At 46.9% G+C, this 25,094-nt stretch carries 27 protein-coding genes; 3 read left to right on the top strand and 24 right to left on the bottom strand.

All coding sequences use genetic code 11. The features are described from left to right. Positions 1-37: 37 nt before the first annotated feature. From PMI_RS19470 to PMI_RS12110, 4 genes are all read right to left on the bottom strand, one after another. Complete coding sequence (locus tag PMI_RS19470) at positions 38-181, bottom strand: hypothetical protein (RefSeq protein ID WP_000167275.1); 144 nt, start codon at positions 179-181, stop codon at positions 38-40. 83 nt (positions 182-264) lie between these two features. After that, positions 265-1,083, bottom strand: a complete 819-nt coding sequence (gene bet, locus PMI_RS12100) for a phage recombination protein Bet (RefSeq protein ID WP_000414662.1) — start codon at positions 1,081-1,083, stop codon at positions 265-267. 79 nt (positions 1,084-1,162) lie between these two features. Continuing rightward, positions 1,163-1,582 (bottom strand): single-stranded DNA-binding protein, encoded by a 420-nt coding sequence (locus tag PMI_RS12105; RefSeq protein ID WP_012368368.1) that lies wholly within the window; start codon positions 1,580-1,582, stop codon positions 1,163-1,165. A 15-nt stretch (positions 1,583-1,597) separates the two neighbouring features. Further along, positions 1,598-1,924: a hypothetical protein gene (locus PMI_RS12110; RefSeq protein WP_012368369.1), complete on the bottom strand. Its 327-nt coding sequence runs from the start codon at positions 1,922-1,924 to the stop codon at positions 1,598-1,600. Positions 1,925-2,291: 367 nt separating this feature from the next. On the opposite strand from PMI_RS12110, the gene PMI_RS12115 reads away from it, so the two are divergent. Further along, the gene (locus PMI_RS12115; RefSeq protein ID WP_012368370.1) at positions 2,292-2,894 is read left to right on the top strand and encodes a hypothetical protein; all 603 of its coding nucleotides are present in this window, start codon (positions 2,292-2,294) and stop codon (positions 2,892-2,894) included. 108 nt (positions 2,895-3,002) lie between these two features. Beyond that, positions 3,003-3,677: an endonuclease gene (locus PMI_RS12120; RefSeq protein WP_012368371.1), complete on the top strand. Its 675-nt coding sequence runs from the start codon at positions 3,003-3,005 to the stop codon at positions 3,675-3,677. 64 nt (positions 3,678-3,741) lie between these two features. Here PMI_RS12120 and PMI_RS12125 read toward each other — a convergent pair whose 3' ends face one another. The 18 genes from PMI_RS12125 to traL form a co-directional block, all read right to left on the bottom strand. Further along, positions 3,742-4,260 carry a hypothetical protein gene (locus PMI_RS12125; protein WP_012368372.1) on the bottom strand — a complete coding sequence of 173 codons (519 nt, stop codon included), beginning with the start codon at positions 4,258-4,260 and terminating at the stop codon, positions 3,742-3,744. Between the two features lie 19 nt (positions 4,261-4,279). Further along, positions 4,280-6,553: a dynamin family protein gene (locus tag PMI_RS12130; RefSeq protein ID WP_012368373.1), complete on the bottom strand. Its 2,274-nt coding sequence runs from the start codon at positions 6,551-6,553 to the stop codon at positions 4,280-4,282. 9 nt (positions 6,554-6,562) lie between these two features. Further along, positions 6,563-6,811: a hypothetical protein gene (locus PMI_RS12135; RefSeq protein WP_011788505.1), complete on the bottom strand. Its 249-nt coding sequence runs from the start codon at positions 6,809-6,811 to the stop codon at positions 6,563-6,565. A 241-nt stretch (positions 6,812-7,052) separates the two neighbouring features. Beyond that, positions 7,053-10,745 (bottom strand): conjugal transfer protein TraN, encoded by a 3,693-nt coding sequence (traN, locus tag PMI_RS12140; RefSeq protein ID WP_012368374.1) that lies wholly within the window; start codon positions 10,743-10,745, stop codon positions 7,053-7,055. A gap of 2 nt (positions 10,746-10,747) precedes the next feature. Next, a complete protein-coding gene (locus PMI_RS12145; protein ID WP_012368375.1) occupies positions 10,748-11,776 on the bottom strand; it encodes a TraU family protein in 1,029 nt (342 codons plus the stop codon). Continuing rightward, positions 11,760-12,887 (bottom strand): TrbC family F-type conjugative pilus assembly protein, encoded by a 1,128-nt coding sequence (locus PMI_RS12150; RefSeq protein ID WP_012368376.1) that lies wholly within the window; start codon positions 12,885-12,887, stop codon positions 11,760-11,762. Before PMI_RS12150 ends, PMI_RS12145 begins: the two co-directional genes overlap by 17 nt. A 7-nt stretch (positions 12,888-12,894) precedes the next feature. Continuing rightward, a complete protein-coding gene (locus PMI_RS12155; RefSeq protein ID WP_012368377.1) occupies positions 12,895-13,407 on the bottom strand; it encodes a S26 family signal peptidase in 513 nt (170 codons plus the stop codon). Continuing rightward, positions 13,391-13,738, bottom strand: coding sequence for a hypothetical protein (locus PMI_RS12160; protein ID WP_012368378.1), 348 nt, complete (start codon positions 13,736-13,738; stop codon positions 13,391-13,393). Before PMI_RS12160 ends, PMI_RS12155 begins: the two co-directional genes overlap by 17 nt. Continuing rightward, positions 13,731-16,130, bottom strand: a complete 2,400-nt coding sequence (traC, locus tag PMI_RS12165; RefSeq protein ID WP_012368379.1) for a type IV secretion system protein TraC — start codon at positions 16,128-16,130, stop codon at positions 13,731-13,733. Before traC ends, PMI_RS12160 begins: the two co-directional genes overlap by 8 nt. After that, positions 16,130-16,822 (bottom strand): DsbC family protein, encoded by a 693-nt coding sequence (locus PMI_RS12170; RefSeq protein WP_001228924.1) that lies wholly within the window; start codon positions 16,820-16,822, stop codon positions 16,130-16,132. Before PMI_RS12170 ends, traC begins: the two co-directional genes overlap by 1 nt. Before the next feature lie 131 nt (positions 16,823-16,953). Then, the gene (locus PMI_RS12175; RefSeq protein WP_012368380.1) at positions 16,954-17,892 is read right to left on the bottom strand and encodes a nucleotidyl transferase AbiEii/AbiGii toxin family protein; all 939 of its coding nucleotides are present in this window, start codon (positions 17,890-17,892) and stop codon (positions 16,954-16,956) included. Beyond that, positions 17,885-18,718 (bottom strand): type IV toxin-antitoxin system AbiEi family antitoxin, encoded by an 834-nt coding sequence (locus PMI_RS12180; RefSeq protein WP_012368381.1) that lies wholly within the window; start codon positions 18,716-18,718, stop codon positions 17,885-17,887. Before PMI_RS12180 ends, PMI_RS12175 begins: the two co-directional genes overlap by 8 nt. Before the next feature lie 177 nt (positions 18,719-18,895). Continuing rightward, on the bottom strand, positions 18,896-19,282 hold the full coding sequence (gene traA / locus PMI_RS12185) for a TraA family conjugative transfer protein (protein ID WP_000180225.1): 387 nt from the start codon (positions 19,280-19,282) through the stop codon (positions 18,896-18,898). Continuing rightward, positions 19,279-19,851: a type IV conjugative transfer system lipoprotein TraV gene (gene traV, locus PMI_RS12190; protein ID WP_001944091.1), complete on the bottom strand. Its 573-nt coding sequence runs from the start codon at positions 19,849-19,851 to the stop codon at positions 19,279-19,281. Before traV ends, traA begins: the two co-directional genes overlap by 4 nt. A 74-nt stretch (positions 19,852-19,925) precedes the next feature. Next, positions 19,926-21,215 carry a TraB/VirB10 family protein gene (locus PMI_RS12195; RefSeq protein ID WP_012368382.1) on the bottom strand — a complete coding sequence of 430 codons (1,290 nt, stop codon included), beginning with the start codon at positions 21,213-21,215 and terminating at the stop codon, positions 19,926-19,928. Between the two features lie 2 nt (positions 21,216-21,217). Further along, positions 21,218-22,117 (bottom strand): TraK domain-containing protein, encoded by a 900-nt coding sequence (locus PMI_RS12200; protein WP_012368383.1) that lies wholly within the window; start codon positions 22,115-22,117, stop codon positions 21,218-21,220. After that, positions 22,098-22,724 carry a TraE/TraK family type IV conjugative transfer system protein gene (locus PMI_RS12205; RefSeq protein WP_000667170.1) on the bottom strand — a complete coding sequence of 209 codons (627 nt, stop codon included), beginning with the start codon at positions 22,722-22,724 and terminating at the stop codon, positions 22,098-22,100. The genes PMI_RS12200 and PMI_RS12205 overlap by 20 nt, the downstream gene beginning before the upstream one ends. Further along, positions 22,721-23,002 carry a type IV conjugative transfer system protein TraL gene (traL, locus tag PMI_RS12210; protein ID WP_000433891.1) on the bottom strand — a complete coding sequence of 94 codons (282 nt, stop codon included), beginning with the start codon at positions 23,000-23,002 and terminating at the stop codon, positions 22,721-22,723. Before traL ends, PMI_RS12205 begins: the two co-directional genes overlap by 4 nt. Positions 23,003-23,290: 288 nt before the next feature. Here traL and PMI_RS12220 point away from each other — a divergent pair, with 288 nt between their 5' ends. After that, positions 23,291-23,878 carry a hypothetical protein gene (locus PMI_RS12220; protein ID WP_012368385.1) on the top strand — a complete coding sequence of 196 codons (588 nt, stop codon included), beginning with the start codon at positions 23,291-23,293 and terminating at the stop codon, positions 23,876-23,878. A gap of 26 nt (positions 23,879-23,904) precedes the next feature. On the opposite strand, the gene PMI_RS12225 is transcribed toward PMI_RS12220, so the two are convergent. Further along, a complete protein-coding gene (locus PMI_RS12225; RefSeq protein WP_041707099.1) occupies positions 23,905-24,540 on the bottom strand; it encodes an IncC plasmid conjugative DNA transfer DtrJ family protein in 636 nt (211 codons plus the stop codon). Continuing rightward, a complete protein-coding gene (locus PMI_RS12230; RefSeq protein WP_012368387.1) occupies positions 24,527-25,087 on the bottom strand; it encodes a hypothetical protein in 561 nt (186 codons plus the stop codon). The genes PMI_RS12225 and PMI_RS12230 overlap by 14 nt, the downstream gene beginning before the upstream one ends. Positions 25,088-25,094: the final 7 nt, after the last annotated feature.

Below are 25,094 nucleotides of genomic sequence, written 5' to 3' on the forward strand. Positions count from 1 at the left end.
CCCCCGAAGGAGAGAACTCCCCTTCAGGGTTAAGTGGTTACTTTGCAGCTTGTGCTAACGCTGTTTGGTGCTGAACAACACTTGCTTGAACCGAATCAATTGCCGCTTTACCGGCTTGAATCGAACCTACGACAAGGGCAACAACCAATACCAAGCGAAAAAGTGAGGCTGATTTAGTCATGGAAGATCTCCAAAAAAAAAGACGAGACCTTCCCCCTGACGGGAGAATAATCCCGCCAGGGTTAGTAAAATGAATGCTTGTCGCTAAGAAGCTAAAGGCTGTGTGAGCGCTTTGGCTGCTTGTTGCTGAGCATTAAAGATTTCTTGCTTCGCAAACGTCAGCTCAACACCTTGAAAATGTTCATTGGCATATTCCAATGCACTATTCCATGCGTTTGAAGCTTCCGCCCGCTCGATAAGCTTGTAAACAAGCCCTCGGGTTCGATCATCAACTTGCTCGGGTGGAATCACAGATGGCTCAACAACGTGTGTTGCTTGGCCTTCGATAATTCGCTCCGCTTCGTCTTGATCGAAAATTCCCACAAAGCCAAACGCAATGCGGGAACACTGGATCATGGATTTATGTCTTAGCATTCGCTTAGTGTGCGTCTGCCATGGACCATCTACACGGTAAGGGCCATTTTTGCCGTTACCCTCAAAAGGCGGTCGATAGACTTCATCCAGATACTCAGTGATTTTGACTGGGTGCGAACGGTCGCGCCGATAGATGATGCATTCCATCCATTCAGGGCATTCTTTCGCGCCATCCAGTGAGACTTTGTTTTCTGAAGTCTTAAACTCCATGCCATCAAACTGGTCGTGTTGATTGATGATGCGAGACCATCCATCGACACCTACCACTGGGATAATCCCAGCTTGTTTATCAGGGAACGCAAAAATCTCTTTGGTGAAAGGGTTCAAGCCGTACTGATCTGCAACCACCAAGAGCGCCATCATCTGCTCATTGGTAGGTGCACTACCGTCACGTTGCTTGAATGCTGTTGCTTTTAGGGTATCGAACAGTTTGTTTGGATCGACACTAAAGCGCTCAGCAAAGCGTTGGATTAGCTTTGGTTTTTCCATTGTGGACTCCGACAATCAAAGTGGGAGTCTGCCCCTGACGGGAAAGTACTCCCGGCTGGGTTAAAGCATTTTTGCTCGGTTAAAAATCTGGTTCAGGATAAGTTTGTGCCCAATTAGCTTGGGAGCTCGCATCATCCGCCGGTGATGGCTCAGATGCTTTATTCACACTATCAAGAAGCAGAAACTCGTCCGCGTCCACTTCGGTCAATCGATGCTTAATGCCATCTTTCTCCCATGAGCGCGTGCGCTGGGGCCCTTGAACAAAAAGCTTCGCTCCTTTTTGGATCAAATCTTTTGCCCTTAGCCCTAACTTAAATCCACCACGATCTCGAAAAACAACCCGATGCCATTCCGTATGCTCTTTGAGCTCATTGGATTGACGGTCGCGCCATTTCTCAGAAGTGGCCAGCGAAATGCTGGTCACCAAATCACCTGATGGATAGGCTCGCGTCTCTGGCTCAGAGCCAACGTAGCCTATGAGTGTTACTTGGTTTTTCATGATGTTCTCCTCGTCTTAGTTGAACTCTGTGCACACAGTTGCTTCTACCCGGCTGGGCAAAGAAGACTGACGACGCAGATAGGTTGGTATTTCGAGTAAAGCCATGTCGTACTGATGTGGCTCTTTGTAAAACGCAGATGTCAAACGGGGCATACCAGGAGCTTTAGGCACCGCCATTGGACGACGTTTTGGTTTTGGTGTGAGCAATCGCTTGATTTGAGTAAGTACAAATCGAAACGGGCGCACGCTTTGACGAGCAAGCAATCGCAAAAGCGACCAGCTCAGTTTTGCAAGCAACATAATGCCTGCGATTTGGATAATAAATCCGAAGATATATTCCATTGGTGACTCCTTATATTGGTTTTGAAGGAGTCACCCCCAACTGGGGAAAACTCCCCCAGTTGGGTGGTGAAAAGGCGAACCGTAAGGAACGCATGGTTGAGCATGTAAAAACATGCAGGCTATTTGTTTAAGGAGGCTAGCTACCTCTTAGTACCACTGAGAATACTCAGCGGCGGGCTTCCTTTGAGCTCATGCTCTTAGGCGCAGATATCACTGAAACAGATCAGCAATATTTGATAGTCAGTGTAACCGTCTTATCCAGACAGGATAGTTAGAAAGATGCTCAATTCTTCCACCTAGCTGAAAGGCCATTACCTCACAGAGGATTAGGCTAGGGACTGATTATTGTCATATCAGGAGCAAACTTATGGCCCAAGCAAAACCCAATTACTCAAAACCCATCTTTGAACAATCATTCACAATTAACAGCTTACAGGCACAACGTGTCGTTGACCGTGTTTTTAGACGGACGGTCAGTGCGCTTTACGGAATCGATGTCATCCTGCGCATCATTGGCGATGAGAACGAAATTGATGAAGTGGAACAGATCATTAGCCAGTTGATCGAGGATTGCGCTAAAGCGGTAGACAGCGAACAAGCTCGTTTGGACAAACTAATGGAGTCCAACGGCATCGATGAAGTACCTGACTACACCGACCCAATTACCTTCAACGCCAAAATAAGCTCGCCCCAAGTTGGCCAGTTTGTTGGCTTAGTTCGCAAACTCGATGCGTTGATGATCTCAATGGACACACTCTGGTTATCTAGCGTGCTTAGCAACAAGCAACGTGTTGATGGTAACTACGCATGGCAACAGCGCATCATCAAACTGGCTCGACGCATTATTGATATCGAAATTCGAGCACGAAAATCAGCCCAAGCGAAGGGTAAAGAAGCAGAGGTTGAACAAGCGGTGCCTTTAACCGATGACGATATCACTGAAGAGGAAACAGATACCCCCGCCAACTAGCCAACTAGGCTCCCATCAACCAGCCCCTCTCGAAGGGGCTCTTCATCTTGCTGTATTTTCTATCAAAATCGTTAAAATGAATTTAACTGTCATTTTTGGCCAATTTACATGAATAGAACTAATTTGCTCGTTACTTTCTTTATAGCGTTGTTCGCTATCCCTGCATTTGCAGAACACCCAACATCGTTCAGCCAGGCAAAACGATTTGCCCGAGAAATTTACCAAGACAACCAGAGTACGTTTTACTGTGGATGTAGCTATAACAATGATGGTGCGATTGATGCTGCATCTTGCGGATATGAACCAAGGAAGCAACCGAAACGAGGTGAACGCTTAGAGTGGGAGCACGTAGTCTCAGCTTGGGAAATTGGCCATCAACGCCAATGCTGGCAAAATGGTGGTCGTCGGAACTGTGAAAAGAATGATGCTGAGTTTTCTAAAATGGTGTCGGACCTCCATAACCTTGTACCATCAGTAGGAGAACTCAATGGGGATAGATCAAATTTTCGATTTGGCATGATTCCGAATGAACAAAGAGCCTACGGTCAATGTGATTTCGAAGTTGATTTCAAAGACCGTCGAGCAGAACCACCAGCTAACCGTCAGGGTGATATTGCTAGAATTTATTTCTACATGCGTGATCAATACGGCCTAAGACTAAGCAGGCAACAAACTCAACTATTTGAAGCTTGGTCAAGAATGGACCCTGTTGATGAATGGGAAATTACACGAGACAATCGAATTAAAGCCTTACAAGGCAATAAAAACCACCATATAAAATAGATAATAAAATAAAATAATAGGGGCAGTATGCCCCTATTCTAGATTCCCACTAATTAAACTGTATTTATCTTGAAATCTCACTTTGCAACTTAGCTACGAATGGATCTATGGATCTATCGTATTCATTGTAGTGATCAATGCCCGCCATTGAACCATATTCATCGTCAGCTTTTTTTGCAACATTGTTGACCTCCGAGTTTAAATCTGTGAAAACCAACAACGAACCATCAACTTCCTCAAAACTCTCACTATAAGAAGGATTTAACAACCTTACAGTGCTAGACAAATTACCTAAAGCCGCATTAAAACCGGAAACGTCTAAGATCGCATCGGCTTTACTTGAGCCATCCAACTTAACAAGTTCAGACTCTCTATCGCTAAAAGCCTTTGATATTAGCGACTTCCTATTCTCAAGTATTGCTTCTCGTATGAGTTTTTTCCTTAACTTTGTACGAGTAGACTTCGCAGAAGATAGTGTACTACTTGAACTTGAGCTATATGATGGCTCATCATCTTCAGTAACAGCATCATATATTTTTTTTGCCCCCCATATAACAAGAGGAGCAGCGAGCCACCAAGCCATAAATACCTCCCATCAAAAGTTAGTCGCTAGACTTAAGAATTAATAACGTGTCATCGATAAGTGAGACACATACATCAACTTCATCAATATCATATTCAACTTTCGCATCAGCCTTTAAATTTTCAATATATTCATCAGTTTTGATGATTAGCTCATCCAAACCAGCTTTGATTGCCTTAGATGTACTATTCCAATACTCAGTTACAGCTTTCTCTATGTCATCAAACACCGACTCTTTACGAATTGCTTCTGCGGCTTTTTTTGCGAGTGATTTTTGCCAACTACCACCAGCTAGTCGATATATTATGTAACCAATTGCCGCAGCAAGAGCAATACCTATGGTAATAGGACCACCGATGGCTGCAACGAATGAAGTTACTGTAGTAACACTTCCAACCAACCCTAAAGACACCAATACTCCAGCTGCCTTTCCAACTAAAATATATGCACCTAAATTACTTGCTATAGTCGATACATATAATGCCATAGCTCCAAGACTTCCTAATCCCGCAAGACCTCCAACAAAAGCCGCTCTCGAGTTAAATGCACTAAACTCTGCACCCAATCCAGATATTTGGGTATCAACTCCTGTAGTTGAGATTGTGGGGGCAGCTTCCTGCCATCTCAGCAACAAAGAATCTAATTCCGTCGATACGGCTTTACCACTAGTCTTTAATGTGCTTTCTAATTTTGTAGTCAAAAGCTGACCAATATAATTGCCTAACTCAGATTGAGCCTCTTTCTTGTCCGAATAGGTGTCATTGATAAGCTCTTCGAGACCTTCAACAGAAGTATTGTATTTGTAATAGGTACTCATAACATCCAAGTCGTGTTTTTTGTGGCTATTACATGATTCAATGAGGGAGTTAAAATCTTTTATCAACTGAGTAGACAACTCACGAAATCGCGCATCCTTCTCGTTGACCTCCTTAATTCTTTCGAAAGTCTCCGATTTCTTGTTCTTTAGATTATCAATCTCACTCAATAGCATATTTTCGATATTCTTTAGAATATTAGAAATATACTTATCTACTATTGATGCTTGGTTCAAAGTTAGAGACGAAGCCATTTCGGTGATTTTTCGCAATGTATCACTACGATAGTCATTATTTTCACGCCAAAATGGTTGAACTCGTGCTGTTAGTTCTGAACTTTCTGGTAATTGCGTAATAAATCCATCTTCCATCCATGATGAAAATATTAAATTATCTAGTTGCTTCTTAATTCTCTTGAAGGTTACACGACCTACAGCTTCCACATCATCCCTGCTTATTTCAGAGTGACAATGAGACTGGATGAACATTAAATGATCAAGTGGTTTCTCCTTATCCACTGGTGGTCTCTGCCTGATGATATTTGATGCAAACCCTAAATCACTATCTTTGAAAAACCCGGTATGATTTGAAACAAAAACAACACCATCAGCAAGTTCTACACCACCGAGAGCCTTCTCAGTATCAGACTCATCTGAACCGTTAAGATCCCCTGGGGTATCCAACAACCAAACCGAACGAAGTATCTCGGAATCTGAAAAAACAATTGCGATATAAGCCTCATTTAATACATCATCTTCATGATTGTGTACTCCTAATCTATCCAATATTTCTGAACCACCTTGTTCAATTAAATATTTTTCGACATCAACTGGTGAATGAACCATATGCGGCTTAAAGCCCTTCTTAAACACAGCCACATTTCCTGAAATTGTTTCAGGCTTATCTGATTCGTGCATAAGAAGATTAACAACACATGTTGCTGGTTGGTATTTGGTCGGGAGCAGTGACTGATTGATAACAGTGTTAATCAGTGTTGACTTACCTGCATCAAAATGACCAAAACATCCAATTACAGGCTTTCTATTAAGTCCATCTACTACAGCCTCAAGCTGTTCAACCTTACTTTTAAGCCCTATTGAATCGATATACTCATGATTGTAGCAATCGATACTATCTTTCACTGATGAAATAAGCGACTTCGCTGCCTCTACCTTAATTTTGATAGTTTGCTCACCAACTTCTGACATAATGTAATCATCCTCTTTATAAGTGTATTCCGTTAAAATTTCATAATACTTGCTTGGCTGAATCCCAACAGCTGATAAATACCCAGCAATCTTAATTGCATCAGCATTCATTGGTTGACTTTCAATTCTTGAAACAGCCCGTTGATCCAGTGTTCTTCCAATTCCAAAAACCTCAGACCTTGCAGCAACATCACTTTGGGACAAACCCGCATTTTCTCGGCTTGAAATTAAGAAAGTTCTTAAACGCTCATTTAGTTCATCGTGTTTCATTTTTCAGACCTATGATTTCAGCCACTTGTATATACCGTAAGTTCCAGCACCAATCGCCAATGGAGCTGCCGCAGTAATTGCAAGTCCGGCAACCATTCCACCACCAACTACACCACCTATGGCGGCAAGACCGGAAGTGACACCAGCAGCGCTTAAACCTGCAACGGAACCTGCCGCTGATACGGCACCAATTGAACCACCTACACCGCCGAGGCCACCAACAGCACCAGCGACTTTCGCTTTATCTTCCATTTCCATACCAACCTCTAGACAAATATGACTAACACAACAACAATTTAGACAATTAAGTCTAACATATCAACACGTCAGACCTATTTGTCTAAATTTTTTACGTTAAATGTAAATTGAGAACTGTACAGCTCAGCACGCAAGGAATACAAATTCCAAGGTTGGGTAATGCTTTCTCAGAAGTTCAATGGTTATTTCATATCGATATAGAAGGCTTTGCATCACAAAGCCTTCTGTTCTAAGAGTGCGCTCAATTATTTCCAGAAATTTCTTCCGTCGCCTCCTGACGCAGTTTCTGGGCATCCATGCCGTTTAGCCGTTCAATGGCCCTGTCTGCGGCACTCTGACGATTTCCATCAACGTTTAGCGTGCTTCCTGAGCCGGTGAGTCGTTCCAGATCCAGTGACGGCACTTCAGGTAGGTTGCCCGTGATCGACAAAATACCTATCCATTCATCCAGATTGACTTGGCTCCAATCTACCTGGTTTAACTGACTCGCGGTCAAACCTTCACAGTTTGGTGACTTGGCACTGCCCCAACCAAGGCCCAATTGAGGACGTACTTGTTCTTGAATAATCCGTGAAAGCGGCGAAGTAAAGCAGCAATATGATTGCCGTTTCTCAACACAGGCACCTAAGAACTTAGACTTGCAGTAAGAGCCTACGTAGTGGCAACTCTTCAATACCCGCTTAGCGTTCATCTCAAACTCACTCTGCTCACATTTCCAGATAAGCTGAATGAGGATCATGGTGACTGAATAAATCATGTAGGCCGTCATAACCGTACTCAGAACCGCGCCCGCAGCGCCACCCAGCGCAAAGTTACCACCCGAAACGACACCATCGGCTCCAACCGCGCCACCAACGTTACTAAACAGAGCCGATTGTGCCCCCGAACCAAAGGTCGTACCTACCCATTCAGCCGTTTTGTTGGTCAACACCTGCATGAAGCCTGTCGCTGCTTGCTCTGCTCCCGCGCCAGCAGCCGTTGATGGCCCAGCCCCCATGAGAGAGTCCCATGCAGACACAAAGGGCTCTTTGACCGCACTCCAGGTACTGGTGATTGGTTCCCTGAGCGTATTCCAGGAACCATAGATTGCCGAAGACGGATTCATGGCCATGACTGCCGTATCAAGCTTGTTGACCGCCACTATCATCGTGATGTAGTCCGATAGCGACACGCCACTTGGCTTTTCACAGCAATCCACTATGCCGCCAACGGCTTTTTTGCACTGGCCAGCATTACCTTTAAAGACCGTACACTCGACGTTGTCTTGGCCATCAGCTCCCGTGCATGACATATCATTGGTCATAAACTGCGCCGCATTAAGCATAGCTGCGGCTTCTGCAAAGTTAGCCTGCTTGATTGACTCTGGCTCTAAACAATCTGTGCCCATGCAGCGAACTGGCCCCTCACAGTTGTATTGAGTTTCCATTCGTGCATTTTGCACTTCAACGCTTTGTCCGCAGTCATACACCAAACTTTGGATATAGCAGAAGCCTTCATGACCAGCCCCGCCTTCAGTGCATTCGGTTCTGACATACTGGCAGGCCGGGTTTTGCTCCAGCGCGGCACACGTATTGGTGGTCGTGTTTTGTCCGTTATTGACGATGGTTTGAGTATTACCATTGGCATCTACCCAGCTATCTGAGCTGCCCATGTTGAACTCTGGATGAGAAGTCGAAGCATTGTAGGTCGCTCTTGCCCTCCAGCATGAGAGCCCCAGTCCATCAGAACTGCCGCGACTGGTTAAATGAGCAGGAGACGAAACAACCGCCGGATAAAGGCTTCCCAGATTGGCCAACTCGCCACTACCAACCGTTAACCCGTCGATTCGTTTTGTGCCCGTATCCAAACACCGCCACTGAACCGCAGTAAACTGATCCGTTTGCATCAAGCATTGGTCTATGCCCGGATCACTTGATTGATGAACAACGTCTTGCTCTAAGTATTTGCCAGAGAAGGCCAATGAAGCGCTCAGTTTCCCAGGAGCCAAACACTTCTGAACTTCTCGGCTGCAAGTATCGAAATCGACTTTGTTCCAGCCGGACTCACATTTGGAACGCGTGACTTCCTGCGGTTCATGCCACGAAATAATCGACCCATTAACGACCTTGCACAATGAGCCAACCAAGGTTCCTTTTGGACAGGTCATTTCAGGGTATTTAATGGACGGTTTCGTCTCTGTGACCGTCTCCTTGTTGCCCTTAAGAGAGAGTGTCGTTTTCCAACCATTTGCCTTAGATGGCGACTCAGTGATTTTTATCTCAGTATTTTGATTATCAAAAATCCTCAGTGTCGCGTTTCCAGTTTGCATGGTGGTGCTGTGCTGTGGAACAAAACTGATGATTTCAGAGCTAAAGCAACCACGCTCAATGGACCAGCTTTGTTGATGGGTTTCAGCGGATACACGTCGCTCTAACTGACACTGAGTAAGCGTGCTGATCTTCTCGCACACCTGGTAATCCGGTACATGCTTGGTTTCAGTAAATGGCGTAATCGTCTGGGTAGGCTCACAGGCCTCAAAACTACTTGGCATAAGGTTGGATACCACACACTTTGGATCGCTGGTTTGCAATCCACAGTCATAGGTATCGGTAAAACGAATGCATTCACCTTTATCATTGGTCTCGGCACATTCTGACGACATGAATCCACAGGAAGGATTCGCTTCAAGCACTTGGCAGGCCTGGTTTTCAATCCCCTTATAGCTTTCATCATCCACACTCACTTGAACACGCCGACACAAAGGCGATATGCCAGCCACTGGGCTTGGGGCAAAGTAGGATTCACAAACTGAAACACCATTGACCACCGTACATCCGTTGGTTGAAGACGGCTGATCCGTGCATTGAATACTGTAGTCTGAAAACTTCGCCGGGATATCCGCGGCTTGTTCGATACAGGACTGTGGTGACCAACTATCATTCATCACCACCTTGGTTGGATCAAAGCGCACCTTGATGCGTGCATACCCCTCACCACTACCCGTAACCGATACGCGAATTTTTACCGGCACTTCTAAACCGGGTTCTACCGCTTTTAGCCTGGCAGTGAGATCGGTATTTGGATTGCGCTCCCAACTGGTACTGAGCTCGCAGCGACCTGCCGTTTCTGGTGGAAAGTTATTGTTCGGCCCAGACCAGACTTTCTGATCGCCAAGCCACACTTGCATGTAGTCATCCCATTTGGCGTACTCAAGAACGGCTGAGGTAATCGCATCGGGGTTCACTACTTTGAGTGTGATGGCCTGTTCAAACACTTTACAACGGCCACTCCAGTAGTTGTCGCCAATTCGTCCAATCCAAACTTCAAGACATCCCTCACCACAAGAGCGAAGGTTCATTGGTCCTGAAACATGCTCAATAATGCCTGCCGTGTAATCGTGAGTAATAGTGCAGCTGTTAACCGCTGTATTGAGCCTGTCGCATTGCTGGTAATTTGGGCTACCTTCACCTTGAGACTCACAGCCTGGGAAGCTTTGTGTTAATAGATTTGGGTCAGTTTGAACCGCATCAGTTAATGCCCAAAGCGGATCATTGACCATATCTGGCCGAGACCTGTCTTTGATTTGCTGTAGCGAACGAAATGCTTCACCCGTAGCGCCACTTTCGGATGCCATGCTCTCTTGGCGCTGTGTCCCCAATTGATTCATGCTGGCATCAGAGCCATAAACGCCCGTTAAGACATCCAATGAGCCCTGATCCATACCAGGGAAAAGCTCTTGCAAGTTAATGGACTCATTACCACTGCCATTCGGCACCGACAATGTATTGCCATTGAGTGCGGGCATCGTCCAGTTTTGCAGCAATTGCTTACCTTCTTGTTGTCCGCTTAGGCCGGATTGGCGCTGTACATCAGCGGCCACACCATGTAAGGGCAAGCACGCCATAGTGATTGATAAAACACCCGCTAAAACTCGGGTAAAAAGTGTTGGTTTCATATTTAACCTCCCGAGTTACAGCAGTCTTGCCAGCGCCACAAAATGTAGAGCGCATCTTCACCGGCACCAGGGATTGTTCGCCACTCTCCCCATTTCATGGTGCTTTCACCGATGACATGCGCACTTTCAGTTTCCGGTACAGGGAAGAACATACTCATCTTGTATTGGGATTTCGGCAGCATGGGTTCGATAACAGGTCGGCATAGCGCACTGTTCCCCATTGTTCGCCTAGCAAGACCACGCCTGTGTTGAGCCGCGATTGCACGCGCCGCTAAATGGCTGGTATTTTCTGCTAATGAGCCAAAGGCTAAGGTGTGGCCAGATAACGGATAGAGATGGCCCCAACTGCCAGCACACCAAAACAACTGGTCGATGGGTTTACCAAGCGTTGATGAAGCAGCGTCAGCGGTACAAGCAGATATAGCCAATGGATTGGCAACGGCAGCCGCTTCAGGCTGAGTAAAAAAGGCCAGTTCATCGTTCAGCCATGTTGGGTCCAATTCCGACAAATACATCAAGTCAAAGTCCATGTAACCATCGGCATTGCAATTGCCATCCATGAACAAATCGAGCATGACCAAAAGCGGAAAGGCGTAATAATGGTAATGGTAGAAAGCAAGATCACCGGTATCGTATTCACCTTCACCATGACCACCTTGCAGTCGTCTATCACCTAACGGTAAACGAATCCCTCCCAGGGAAGGCGAACAACCCGGCGTTCTGACCAGTTCAATCAGACGCGCTGGCTCCCACATGCTGGTAACAATACCTGGCCTTGGCACGCCTAAGTTGTCTTCACACAAGCAAAATGACTTGTTTGATGCGCCGCTTGGGACATTTCCAGAACCAAGAGGAAGACCGGCAACCCGGATAGGAAAAATGCATGACCAGCAAACATCCGTCAGCAACTTGCCGGACAATAACCCCGCGTCTGGGCAAGTCAATTCGGCTTTTGCAGGAATAGATGCGCCCAGGACAAGCATGACAACGAGAGTCCGCATCAGACGATACGTATTATTGAGCTTTTTCATGAACAAGCTCCTTTGCTGGAATTTCTTCTATTTCAAACGCGAGCCCCTTTGCTTGAACAAACGATGGGGTGACTTGCAAATCAAAGCGCTGCTTTAGCGAGGCATTGAGAAGGTAAACCGGACTATCCAATGTCTTTTCGAGCGCATTTAGGCTATTCCAACCTTGAGTACGGTCGAGCTGCGTGGTGATAAGCGTAATGCGGCGCAGTGTCCTATCTTGCGTCTCAAGCCAATGCGCAACTGCGTCCACTTCTTCAGCGTTCGACGCATTAAACACCACAAGCTGCTGAGTAAACGGCAAGGCTTTTAGCGGGTTAATACGCGTTCCTGCTGGGATCAATGTTCGGCCATTGGCATCCAATAGTGGCCGCTGCATGACGATGGTTGGATCAACCGTTCTTATCCGATACTGCGTGGCTTTGGGTAAGTCAGTGAAAGTTTGGCGAGACCAGAATCGCTCAATGGCTTTTTTCTTTAACGCGCCCAGGTCAAGCGACTGTAAACGCTGCATCGCCACTTGCATCAAATCCGGTTCTAAAATGGAATGAATCGGACCGCGTTGACCCAATGAACCGGTATTGCCTGTTTCAATTTGACGCTGCAACCAGTCCTTGCTGTAAACCCCTAGTGCACTTGCAGTCACCTTGTCATCTTCTATGCGGAAAATGGCAGGCACGCTAGTCACCCGCCAGTGCACAAAGGCTTTCGGATCGATTCGAACCTGAGGAACAGGATCAAGTCCCACCATCAGCGTATGCCAATCACGGATAGCCGCCCCCAAGGTCTTTCCTTCAGGAATTCCCCGAAACAACACAATAGCGCCGGTTGCACTGGCCTCTTTAAATAGCTGCTTCAGTGAGGAATCCCCCAGTGAAGACGACGCAAAAATCAACCATTCATCGTTGTGTTTGAGCGACGCAGGTTGTTCAATCGGTGAAAAAGGCTCGATAAATTCAGATGAACCATCCACAGCACTTTGTAAAATGCTGCGGCTCATTTCAACGATCTTTTTGTCCTCGTCAGACAACGGATAAGGCTCTTGTGCCCAGGACACTTGAACCCAAGCCAATGGAGCAACCAACAAAAATAAGAGGCATGGTCTTCTCATCATCCACCTCCTACCAAAGCGGCCAAGCGCGACCAACAATCTGCTCGCGCTTAACGGCATTCCAATAGCGGGAGTCGAAACTCGTTGCAGCCTCGCCGGAAAACCAATATTCGTTTTCTTGCAGCGTCAATGAGCGGCTAAATTGTGATTCCGCCACACCAAGACGCTGGGCTAATGCCATGCCGGTAGAGACTTCAGCACCGTTCACCAGCACATGCTCAGGCGTCACATTGACTTCATCCCCAGGCATCCCTGTTAGGCGTTTCAGCATCCGAGTACCGTCGTTATATAACGGAGCGAGTCCTTTTGAGTGGAAGGCATACAAACCATCCTTAACGGGCTCTTTATTCCATAGGTCAATCAGATACACCGTGGTATCAGGCAGGCAGCGCTCTTGCTGGGTATCAATACCTATTCTGTAGCGCATCATGGCGTAGGTGCCTACCATTGCCATGATTAACGCAAGGATGGTCAAACGGATGAGATATGGCCGCCAAGGCATTCTTTTACGGAGTATCTGCATGAGACACCTCCTTTGAGCCTACTGGCACGAATACAGAATCATCTGCACCCACCACCGCTTGGGCATCCAGCACGATAAAACCGGCTGCTTTTAGCTTTTCAATTTGCTGATTGGTCTGAAGCAACCTAGATTCGATGTCTTGTTCGCTGGCATTGGGGCCCAGTGACAACACCACCTCCCCAAAATCCACGACTGCAATGGGCGTACTTAACGCCAACTGGCTGTGGATGGGTTCGACTGTTTTCATTAAAAGCCAACTGGTCATTAAACCGCTACCAGCAATAGACAAAGTAATAGAGGCCATAAATGGCCAAAGCGTGGTCTTATTCATAGCCTCGCTCCTTTAACAACTGGGAGATGGCATCAGCAACAGAAAGGCCTTTGCGCGTTAACTGCTTAATCGCGTTTACATCTTCTGCACGGGACGAGTACAACAGCTTGTGAAACGGATCGACGATAAGGCGGCCAATCCCGGTGCCCATCTCGGTAATAAAGAAAATCTCGGAATAGACACCCGTGACGGTATGAACCGTTTTCAGGTATTCGTAGCCGCCTTCACCTAATGGCAAACGGCCTTCTTTTTTGAGCGCGTTGATGGTTTCGGCTTTTTGGCCAAGCAGGTACATATTGGCCGAGTTTTCAGCGATGGCTTTACCTGTAGGGCTGTCGTATAAATCGTTGACCGACTGCGTTACTGTTACAGCACTGCCGCCATATTTTCGAAATCGACGGTAACCGGTTTCGATGAACTTACCGACATCACCTTGAGTCAGCAGATCCCAGGCTTCGTCAATGAACACAATCTTGCGACGATCCCGCTCACCTAAGTACATCTCTTGTTGGATTTGGTAGATAAGCTGAAGCAACACCACTTGTTGCAGGTGCTTACGCCCCTTGAGCTCTTCTAACTCCAGAACGGTGAAACGGTTTTTGAAGCGAATATTGTTGTGGCCATTAAAGAAGCGGCCATATTCGCCTTGTGTCGTAAACGGATAGAGCTGCTCACCCACGTCTTGCACACGACGGTCATCGTGATTTTTCAAAGCCTCTGCCACATCATCAACCAACATCGCACGACCTTTTTTCTCCCACAGTTCACGGGTCTGACGTTTTAGGTTGGCCATCTGAAAATCGGTTAATGACTGCGTAGGTGCGGCCATTGCGGCCAATAACCCAACCAACACATCCGCTTCTTCGTCATAGTCCTCAACGATTTCAAACGGATTCAAGCAAATGCCACTGTCCCGGCCGAACTGTAAGAACTCACCATCATAGACTTCACACAGCTTTTCATAAGAGCGGCCAACATCAATCACCCAGCATTGGCCGCCTTCAGATAAGTAGGAGGAGATGATTTCGTTCACCAGGAATGACTTACCCGACCCCGATTGCGCCGCGATGCAACAGTTGTAATTACTGCCCGAGTCATAAAGGGACACACTCATGATCTGACCATTACGGGAAACAAAGTTAATCACTGGCGTGCCCGTGCCTTTCCAATCCGCAAACAAAGGCAACAGAGGGATCACATGCCGTGTCGCCATGGTCTTGAATCGAAACAAGTCGTTCATCGCCTGGCGGTCGGCACCAAATGGCAGGGCATTCAAGAAAATTGGCAAACAGAAGTACTTGTCTTCCATCAGCTCAAATCCGAGTTCTTTGAAATAAGTTCGAGCATTTGAAACAGAGCTGATGGACGCCTCTTCCGTTGGTGAAAACAGCGTCAAAGTCATATTTGCCCGAATAGGACGATCACCTTCTTGCAAGGCTTCAAAAAGAACATCAAATCCCTTTTTCTTGGCTGCAAGCACCGGCACAAACTTGAGCATCGGGCCATAGGCCTGATTGACCGCCCATTGACGCTTCGTCTCTAAACGAGATCGCATCGCCTCAGCTGAGGGAAAGTGAATGGTGACATTTAGCAAAAAGCTGCCGCGTAAACCGCGACTGCCCGTCATCATGTCGCCCGCAAAACTTGCGGCATGACCAAACCAGATCCGCTCAGGCAGGCGCTTAAACGATAGGGTTTTAACTCGGTAATCACCCAGCATCAGACCTTGACTATCCACTTTGATAGCCCGGTCATAATCCAACACTTGCTCTCGAAGTGGCTTATCTGCCTCACTGCGGATTGGTGATGGATTACGCCAGGAAGCATCTTTTCCCCAGTTAAGCTGCGCACTTAATGCCGCGAGCCAGTTTCGGTCAGTCATCTCAGTGACGCGAAAACCAACCGTTGCCAGCGCTTGAGAGAAAGAAGCCCGAAGCGCGGATGCTCGACTTAATTCACGCTCAGTCGGTATAGGACTTTCCAAAGGCAATTTGCAGGTGACTATCAGTTGAAAGTTGCGTACCTGAGTCTGGGTCGATTCTTCTATCGGTTGAACCGTGCCCCCATCGAGAAAATCCGCACGTTTGCGTATCGACGCCCTGAGTAATGGATCGGATTGACGATGCCGTAAGCCCATCATGCGCTGAAGGTCGGTTTGAATATCAGGCGAGGCGTACAGGCCAAATTGCAGCAAAGTGTCTTTTGGCCAGTCGTTGTTGAGAAGAACATTAACCCTGTCTGCAACAGACTCATCACCACCCGGCAATGGGTCACATAGAAAACCAAAGCCAACACTCTGGTCTTCCATGAAAAACAGTTGCTCATCGTCTGAATAGGCCAATACTGGCAATAGCTCAGAAGCGCGTTGCCCTGAATACAGAGAGGCTTTCATTAACGCCCCTCCAACCAAGCAGAAAGATCATAAGGACGGCCTCGGCTGATGCGACCATCATTGGCGACGATGAAAGGCACACCTTGAATGCCCAGGATTTGAGCCGTCACCAAGGTACGCTGCATTGGTTCTAAGTTGCAGGCATCATCCTGTTCTAGGTTACCAATCCGGCCATTCAGCAATGCATCGGTGGCCGCTTTTTTGTCACGCGCACAGCCAAGCTGGCGAACCTGACGCTCTGAATCAGGACCAAGCACTGGCACAGGGAGTATTTGGAAGGTGTATTCTTTGGTTAGCGGTAAAGCTTGTTTCAAAAGCTCATGGCAGTGCGGGCATCGTGGATCAACAAAGACCACCACTTTCTTTTTGCCTTCGCCCAGCGTCAGTGGGTTCAAATCATCCATTTTTAAACCAAGACGACTTAAGTCCAGCGTGTTTCCCGCTTCTCGAATTTCTTCAAGGCTAGTAAGCGGCTTTTTCGACCAGGCATCATAGAGCGTGCCATCAATGACGAACCGGCCACTGTCTGACATGAAAACAATACGGCCATTGCTTTCAACCGCTTTCATACCCGTGACAGGCAAAGAAACCATGCCGTCAATTTTGCCAACGGGCGACACTTCAGACACTGGTTCAGCTTGAACCAAAGGAGACAGCGCAAGCGCCAGAATAATTGGAGATAGTTTTCGCATGAGGAGTCCTCGCTAATGTAAATCGAGGCTCCAGTCTATGCAGTTGTCCTATGTGGACTCGGTTAGATAGATTGAAGAAATCGCAATCTAACTAGGGGGCTTATAGCTCGTTGAGGTTTGTTATAAACGAATTACTCGGCGTTTGCGTTAACAAGCCAATCATCAAGCACTTGCTTCAATTTATCTAATTGCTCTTGATGTTTTGCTTGATTCTTTGCCAATTTGTTAATGTTCTGCAACTTCCAACGAATCGCTGGCAAGTCTGCTGCATTAGGATAGTCAAACAATGCCCAGTCAGGTTGCCCTCTTTTGAATGACATAAGGAAAGCATGATCCCTTTCTGTGAAATGTTTTTGCAGTTCAATTAACATCATGGGCCTAACAGAGGCTAAGTCTTCGCATTCAACTTTTTCAAAAGTCATTCCGTCAAATTCTGCCTGAAATTTCTCATTTAGAGGCTGCCAGTTTGGCGACATGACTTCATTAATAGGCCGAGGGTGACTTAATGTATAGGTTAAAAAACCCACCAAAATCTCTCTCGAAATCCCTTCACTGCCAAGTAACATACGGACATCAAATAAGTCGCGAGGATGTTGGCGATCCATTGCAGCACACAATTTCCCACCATACAGATCGGGAAGACTGACTACCTGAATCTCAGCATAACCAAACTCGTCTTCAACAGACTCTTGAACTGGCATTATCTCTGCACTATGCAATGTACCTCTGGCGACGGGCGACACTTCAATTTTAATTGTCGCAACCGGACTTGATACAACGATTCTCAGTTCATCAGCTTTATTATCCTGAAATGCCGCTCGGATATCTGGTTGAGTATTGATTCTGTCTGTAATGCGCTGCAATGCAGCCCTGACATTAACCAAAGCCTCATCTCTTGGTTCAAGTGGAAGATAAGCAAGATCAATATCTACAGATAACCGAGGAAAATCTCTCACAAATAAATTTATGGCGGTGCCGCCTTTAAGTGCAAAAACCGTCTCTGTGGCTACCACAGGAAGCATTCTTATGAGCAAGGAAACCTGTTTGTAATATGGGCTGTCTTTATCCATTATGTTGTTCACCTTTTTTGACGCTTAATATCTCTGGCACTGTGATTTGATATCGCTCATCAAAACGTCCTTTTTCGACAACCTGCCGCTTTCCTGCACCTAATTTAATTCTTGTTTCATCTACGCGATTGACCCACTGGTGATCGTAGTATCGACCCAGAAATAGAAATATTCGGTTTGCCTGAACAGAGCTGCTTCGTTCAAGAATATCTTGTACTTTTCTAGGACTAAGATTGACTAAACCCTGAAATAATTCTGCGACATGCTCAAATGAAATCAGCTTCCCAATCCCGTCTACCACTTCATAGGCAGCAAGTTCTGCACAGCTGACAGTGAGTTCTTTCTCTTTAACCGTGATCCTTTTCAAATCTTTCTCGGGATTCACTTCAAGCTTATGATTTCCACAGTAAAACCAATTCTGATAAGGGAATTCACGAAACCATTTTGGTAAGGACGACTTATTTTTAACGCAAATCCAAACTTGCTCTTTGTTCAGCTGTAAATAGTGACTCAGTCCTTGGTGAGTTAAGCTGCTCAATCCAGCCAAATGAACTGAAACGCCCAATTGCACATCTAATGCTTGAATGGCATCAACCCAAGTTGGCTTTATATCGCCCCGCGCATCTGGACGATAATACACGCCAGAACATAGCTTCTTTAGCCAACCGTTCTGCGCGTACTTTTGAGCCAAGGAATAGCTCACACCGTTTTCAGTCAGCCATTGCTGAAGTACTAGCGCACCAGGAGAAGTATGAGCAACAAGCCAGTTTATCTTAGATGACATTTTAACACCCAAAGTATTAATATCACGAACAGTATAAACCATATAGTTTATTATGAAAGTGATTTTAACACTTTAGGTATTAATATACCAAATACTGTAAACCAAGCCCGCTAATGCGGCGTTGTTGAAATGAAAAGGTCTACACAACATCACCAATAACCCGATGTTGTGTAGACCTAGTTTGATTACCTTAAGTGAACTGCCTACTGTGGTTCACATTCAGGTGCCCAGTAAGACGGCGCTGATTGCTGGAACTGTTGTGCCAATGACTTCTTGAGTGCTGGCAACAACAGGTAAAGTTGCAGACATAACACTTTCAACGACTGTTGGCGTATTGTAGAGACCCATACCGCCACCAATGCCCAAGGCAAAAGCCATCAAGCTTTGGCGAGCGATACCGCCCACAATACCCACCAGTACCATGGCTCCCGCTACGATCCGTCCCAAAGTACCTTGGGTCCAGTCTTTTAGGGTATCCCACACATCGGTGAAAGCATCACCACCGGTGCCCGCAAATGAGGGCTCCGAAATCATTAACGCCATTAAACCAAGCGCACCAATGGTCATTAGGCGCTGAGTTTGAATGGTGCGAACTGCATTTGTCATTCGTTAGTTTCTCCGTAGATACTCAAGTTATCGCGCTTACCATCAGCTCCCGCTGAGGCAGAATCGCTTTGAGTCTGAAGTGGACGTAGCACTGGCGAAACCGTTCGAGGTGCTGACACCCCAATATCCCACCGGCGCGGTTCAATTTCGGTAAACACGTAGCTGGATAAATTCAGATCTCCACGGTCATCCTCCCAAGGCGCAATCCAAATTCGCATCACCCTTGAAGGAATGCGAATAGGTGCAGATTGCTGCGTCTCAGGTAATGCTGGATGGCTCAACAGTCCTGTTTCTAAATCAGATTGTGAATACCCAGAGGGAGAACCAATTCGAGTCGCCACAGCATCAATCGTCTTGGGTGCAGCGCCATTACTGGTAAGCTCATAGACTTCACGCGCGGATAAACAGCGCACACCGTCAGGCATACCTGGGCATCCATATTCACTACTCCCAAGACCCAATGAACTACAGCCAGACAATAAGGTTGAGCCGACTGCCAATAAAAGTAATCCAGCTTTAGACCACTGTTTTGACTGGTGCTTTGGGTTGTTCTGCATTGATGTCGTCATGGTTAACTCTCCTCTGGATACACATCTTATTGTCTGAAACGGACTTCGATCGGTTAGCAACATGCAGGATTTTTTCATCTTCTTGCACCTACACCTTGTGAAGTGGCCAACGACAACGAGGCCCCACGAGTGACTATGACTTCAATTTTCCTTGCAGCGTCTACCTCTATGACTGGGAACATATTTTCAGCCATGTCCAAATAGAACTTGGCCACTCGATCCAATGCTTTACCTGTGCCTTTAATCGCAGCGCCTTGTAATGCTTCTTGGCTCATGACTTGCTGGTACAGCTGAGTATCACCGGCATTACCCGTCTGAATCGTTGGTACAGGATTCACATCAAATGCGCCAGCCAAGCCCTGAAGGAATCCGGCCATCATCGATTTGGCCACCAGCTGGCCTTGTTTCGACACTAATCGGCCACGAATACCGGCTTTGCCGTCTTCACCCACGGCATAAGAATCCAGTCGCGTTTCAATGACGCCACCATCTTCTCTCACACATGAAATGGTCTCGCCTCGCAAATAAGCACGCTCAGAGCTCAAATCACCGTAACCTGCGGCGATCAAGAAACACTCTTTGATATCCGCTCTAAATCGGTTGGGTAAAATGGCTTCCTTTTGAATCCTCAGCAATGCAGGAAAAGGTTCACGTCTTGCGGACTCGTGAGTAGGTGCATCCAAACCGGTGATCAAAGTACCTGAGATGATGCTGCCCGCCGGTAGATACAAAGGCGGCGCTTCTTGCACAACAACCTCTGGTTCAGCAACCACTTCAGGCTCAATCATACGAATCGTGATTGGCGGCAATGGAACATCTCGTGCTCGTGTACCTTGGCCATTGGCTGGCTGCTGATAGAGCGGATCAGGCAGCGGCGCATTGGCAAAATAGTCGTCTGGGTTAGACGGCAGTGGCCTTTCTTCTTTAGGCAATTCCATGGCAGATAAAGGCACTTCGAAACGGCTATTTGTGCCTTCAACAGCTGCATCACCTCCAGCGCGAACATCATCAAGTTCCGCTCGAAGGCGAGCCAACTCCGCATTGACCTCACTTGGTATAGAAGGCGAACCTGGGCTTAGCCGTCCTGAATCGACGTCACGACGCAAGCGCTCAACTTCACGACGTAACTGTTCATTGCGCTCACTGAGTAGTTTTACGTTCGCAGCCAAACTATCGACCCCAACATCACGAGTATTGGTATCCGTAAGAATGTGCCGGATCGTTTCCTGCCGGTTACGACTGCTTGAGCCATCGTCAGGATTAGGTGAAAACACCATCACCATAAGGATGAGACCACCAGCAATACCAGCAACCGATAGACCCCGCTTCATGTTCGGGCTCATTTGCTCCCATTGTGCTTTCATCGTTATTCACCTCCCACAAGAAGCGAAGGTCGCTGACTTTCCACCGCTTCTTCACGATGATTGCGAACAACCACATACAACTCAGTCTTTTCACCCGGCAACAAGATATTGCGTGGCCAGTAAGCACTTGCCACTATATCTGGTGCATGACAGGCTAATTCACTGGCTTCTATCGGCTCATCGGCAAAGCTTTCAACCAGTCCTACATAGACGGTGAAGTAATGTCCCGACACAATTTGCCCCTGCTTAAAACCAAACTTTAAGCCCGGCTGAAAACATTTCGGGCTTGTGTCAGTTTGGCCAGCTAAACGGATGTCATAGCCTTGTGGTAACTCATTTAGTGCAAGGCGTCTGAGTAAGTCACGTAGGTTATCGACGTATGGCTGAGCCGTTTCCCAAGTGGCGGCTTTTCGGTTCACGACGCCCTTAATAGGCCACTGCTGACCATCAATAGCTAAGGTGATTTCACGCGGTGGAATACGACGAGGTACTAAGGTGACTGATAATGCGGGCGCTTCCTGACCAGGCGGAGTGATGTAAAGTGAAACCGGTGATTCTTTGTCCGTGGCCACATATACAACATTCCCCTTGATTTGCGTCTGAGCATCACTGGTTGTTCTTACCTGAGGCGATTCAAACGGCGTCACAATCCGGTTCAGATGGCCAAGTGCTACAGGGATCAGTTCATTAATCCCCGGTGTCATCAGCAGCGTTGTTGGCACATCCGTTGAAGCCGTATTGGTTTGAGTCGGTGGATTTGCAGTAGCAGACTGCTTCATCACACTGGCTGGCACAATCGGCAATTCCACGTCTGCATACGACGCTTGTGATAACAGGACGCCACTCAAGCTAATTGCGATTAAGCTTGGTGTCATCCATCGACTAATTTTGGTTCGCATCATTCACCCTCCGGTTTTGCTCTTGGGTCAACTTTTCACGAACTCGCTTCGTTCTAGCTTGCCCTTCATACGTATCCATCCAGCTAAGTTTTGGACGGTATTGCTCAATATCGATATCAAACTCATAGGTGCGAGTTTGGCGCTGCTCATCTCCAGATGGTCCAGAGACCAAGGAATAACCGGTCACAAAGACATGGCCGGTTTCATACTCATACTCCACTTGTCTGGGTTGGAATTTGAGCGTGACTCGGTCTTCACGGATCTGTCTTGCCTGAATCTCCAGTGCATCGACCACTTGCTGGTACACCGCAGGTGAAAGTAGCGGCTCGATAGCAACCCGGATAAAGGACACATTGCCCGGCGTCACGTTGCCCATAAGCTCAGCCAGGTAGAGTCCCCAAGATTCCAGGTAAGGCTGAGTGGCCTGGTTTCGTGACACTTCAGCCGTTTCAGACAAGGTTGGTGGTTGAATGGCCACCACGGTATTGCGAGAAAATGCCGCTACCGCAAGCAGCAAGTTAGATAGCACCAGCACCGCAATCAGGAACCGTTGCCATCGGTTCTCTAATTGCGTGCCTTGCCATGATTTTAAAAACACGTCGAACTTCACGGCAGATAGCTCCTGATAAATGGGTTAGGGATTGTCTTGGCTTTGGTTGGCAACAGCCCGGCCCAGTAGATGGCGTGAAGAATAAAACCATCTGGGCGACCATCACGAAAACGCCGATAGAGCTTGGTTGTCACCAACCCCAACAGGCATAAAACCAAGGCATTACCGGTAAAAATGCCGATCACTAGCCCCAACAGAATGGGAGCCATCTCATCGGCACTCCAAAGCAGGAAGTGCGGCGGGTCATCGATATAGGACGGAATACTCACAGGTTCCATAGTCACTCCTCGTTGTTTGAATTGAGAAGTGAAGGATGCCTTGGGATTGGCAGGTTCAGTGGTCAGCTAGATGCCGAATTCTTGAAGGTTTTGAGGGTTCTACTCAGACAATACTAACAATTGATCTTTTTGATGCGGTTGATATGATGGGGATATTGGTCGTGTCGAGACCAGCTGCCCACTTTAGCAAACCCGGACGGGACGACATGCATATCAAATTTATTTTTTGCTTAGGTTTTTTCTGCGACCTCGGCAGTGGGCACCGTATTCGCTAATAGGAGAAACTCAATGCAAATTACTAAAATCATTTCCTCTGCCACGGTTGAACGTTTAAAGCAAAAAGCACGAAAGCTTAAACGTGAAAAATCTATTCCACACACTCAAGCACTCGATGAAATTGCAATCTCTGTTGGTTTTAATCATTGGCATCAGGTTGTACAAGCTAATGACGTACTGAAACCAACAGAAGTGGCATTATCTTCAGGATGTGTCATGGCTTTTGATGTCAAAGATGGTATGGATGTCGATACCAGTGATGGAATTTTAATTGAAGACCACTTCTTGGAGATGCTCACTGAAAAGCAGCTATTCGAAATTTATGCCAATTCCCCTGATGAGGACGACGAACAAAACAGGCCGCTAAAAGAAACGCTATCGGATTCAGAGCTTCATGAGTATTTTCGAGATTATTGCTCATTCATGTACTTCCGTCTTGCCGAGCCTCATGCAAACAAACCGCTGAAAGAAGTATTGGCTCTTATACGACAGTACTCGTTTTGGATGCCGCAATATATTTGGCTTCAAGGCCACCTTATTGATACTTACCATTTGCCTGCTGAAGACGAGAACGGCAATACCGTAGGCGTGAGGTTTTAGCTCTACAAGATGAGGCCTGACAGGCCTCATATCTTCTTCTGCAAGTGACTTAACGCCAACCCTGCCATCAATGCCAAGCCGATGATCAGCGACGGTAGCACCAACGGTGGAATAGCCAGCGGGGCGAACAATCCCATAAACAGCAAAATGACGCCTGAGCCCAGGATAATCATGCTGTAGCGGTGAATGATAGGGCTCGAAAAATCAAAGGTTGTTTTCTTAATCTTCCAGGTCATTAAGCCGTCCCACAGTGCCGGTAACATGAGTATAAGCGCAAAGGGCAACCAGACCATCAGCAAAGCAAATCGAGTGAACACTTGGTACAACACATCAAAAAATGCCTGAATACGGTCTTCTACCCATACAAACCAAAAGCCTCCCATGTTCTCCATCCCTTTAGAACGAAGTCGTTGTTCTTCTGTGGGGATTAGAAAATCACGCACAGATTGCTCCATCTGCGTATCCACAATCCATGACTGATACCAGCCATGGCTAGTTTGACCAATCCAATAGCTTGTTTGTGCGCCCAATTGGTTTTGGATCATCTGCTTCTCTTTACTAATAACCCGGCCAGTCCAATCACCAGGCACTAACACGCCAATGGCAATAATCTCCAGCATCAGTGCCAGACACAGCAGCCAAACCGACTTATGCTTGCTCATGCCAAACATCCTCTTCTACTCGGGCCAGCATGGCTGCAACGGTTGGCGTCATAATCCGGGCTTTAATCACTTGTTGAAGCCGCTTTGTCGATGTATGGCCACTGACATAACGCACCTCGATGCGTCCTTCTGCCAGATACGCCATCCGATTAAGACGATTACGAATCCAGGTGTGGAAATACACACCATCCACGGCGGCCCACTCGAAATGGTCAGGATCACGCAGGCGAATCCCCGTTAAAGCACTGGCGGCAGTCCAGGTCAGTGCCTCAATGAAATGCCAAAGGCGTACACTATCATCATCACAACTGACTTCTTCATAACTGCCCAAGCCATTACACAGACACAAATCAAAGATGGAATGGCCATCTAACGTGAACGCATCCGTCAAGTAGTCCGCCAAGCAATACACCGAGGCCAAAGCATGAGGCCAGTCTGTTTCAAGCAGTCTTAAGGTTTCCTTGAACTGGGGGTTATGTTGCTGCCACTGAGCGAGCATTTCTTTACTGGTAAGTGTTGTCATTTTCAGACAGACAGAATGATGCATACAGACT

The sequence above is a fragment of the Proteus mirabilis HI4320 genome, assembly GCF_000069965.1.
GTDB lineage: Bacteria > Pseudomonadota > Gammaproteobacteria > Enterobacterales > Enterobacteriaceae > Proteus > Proteus mirabilis.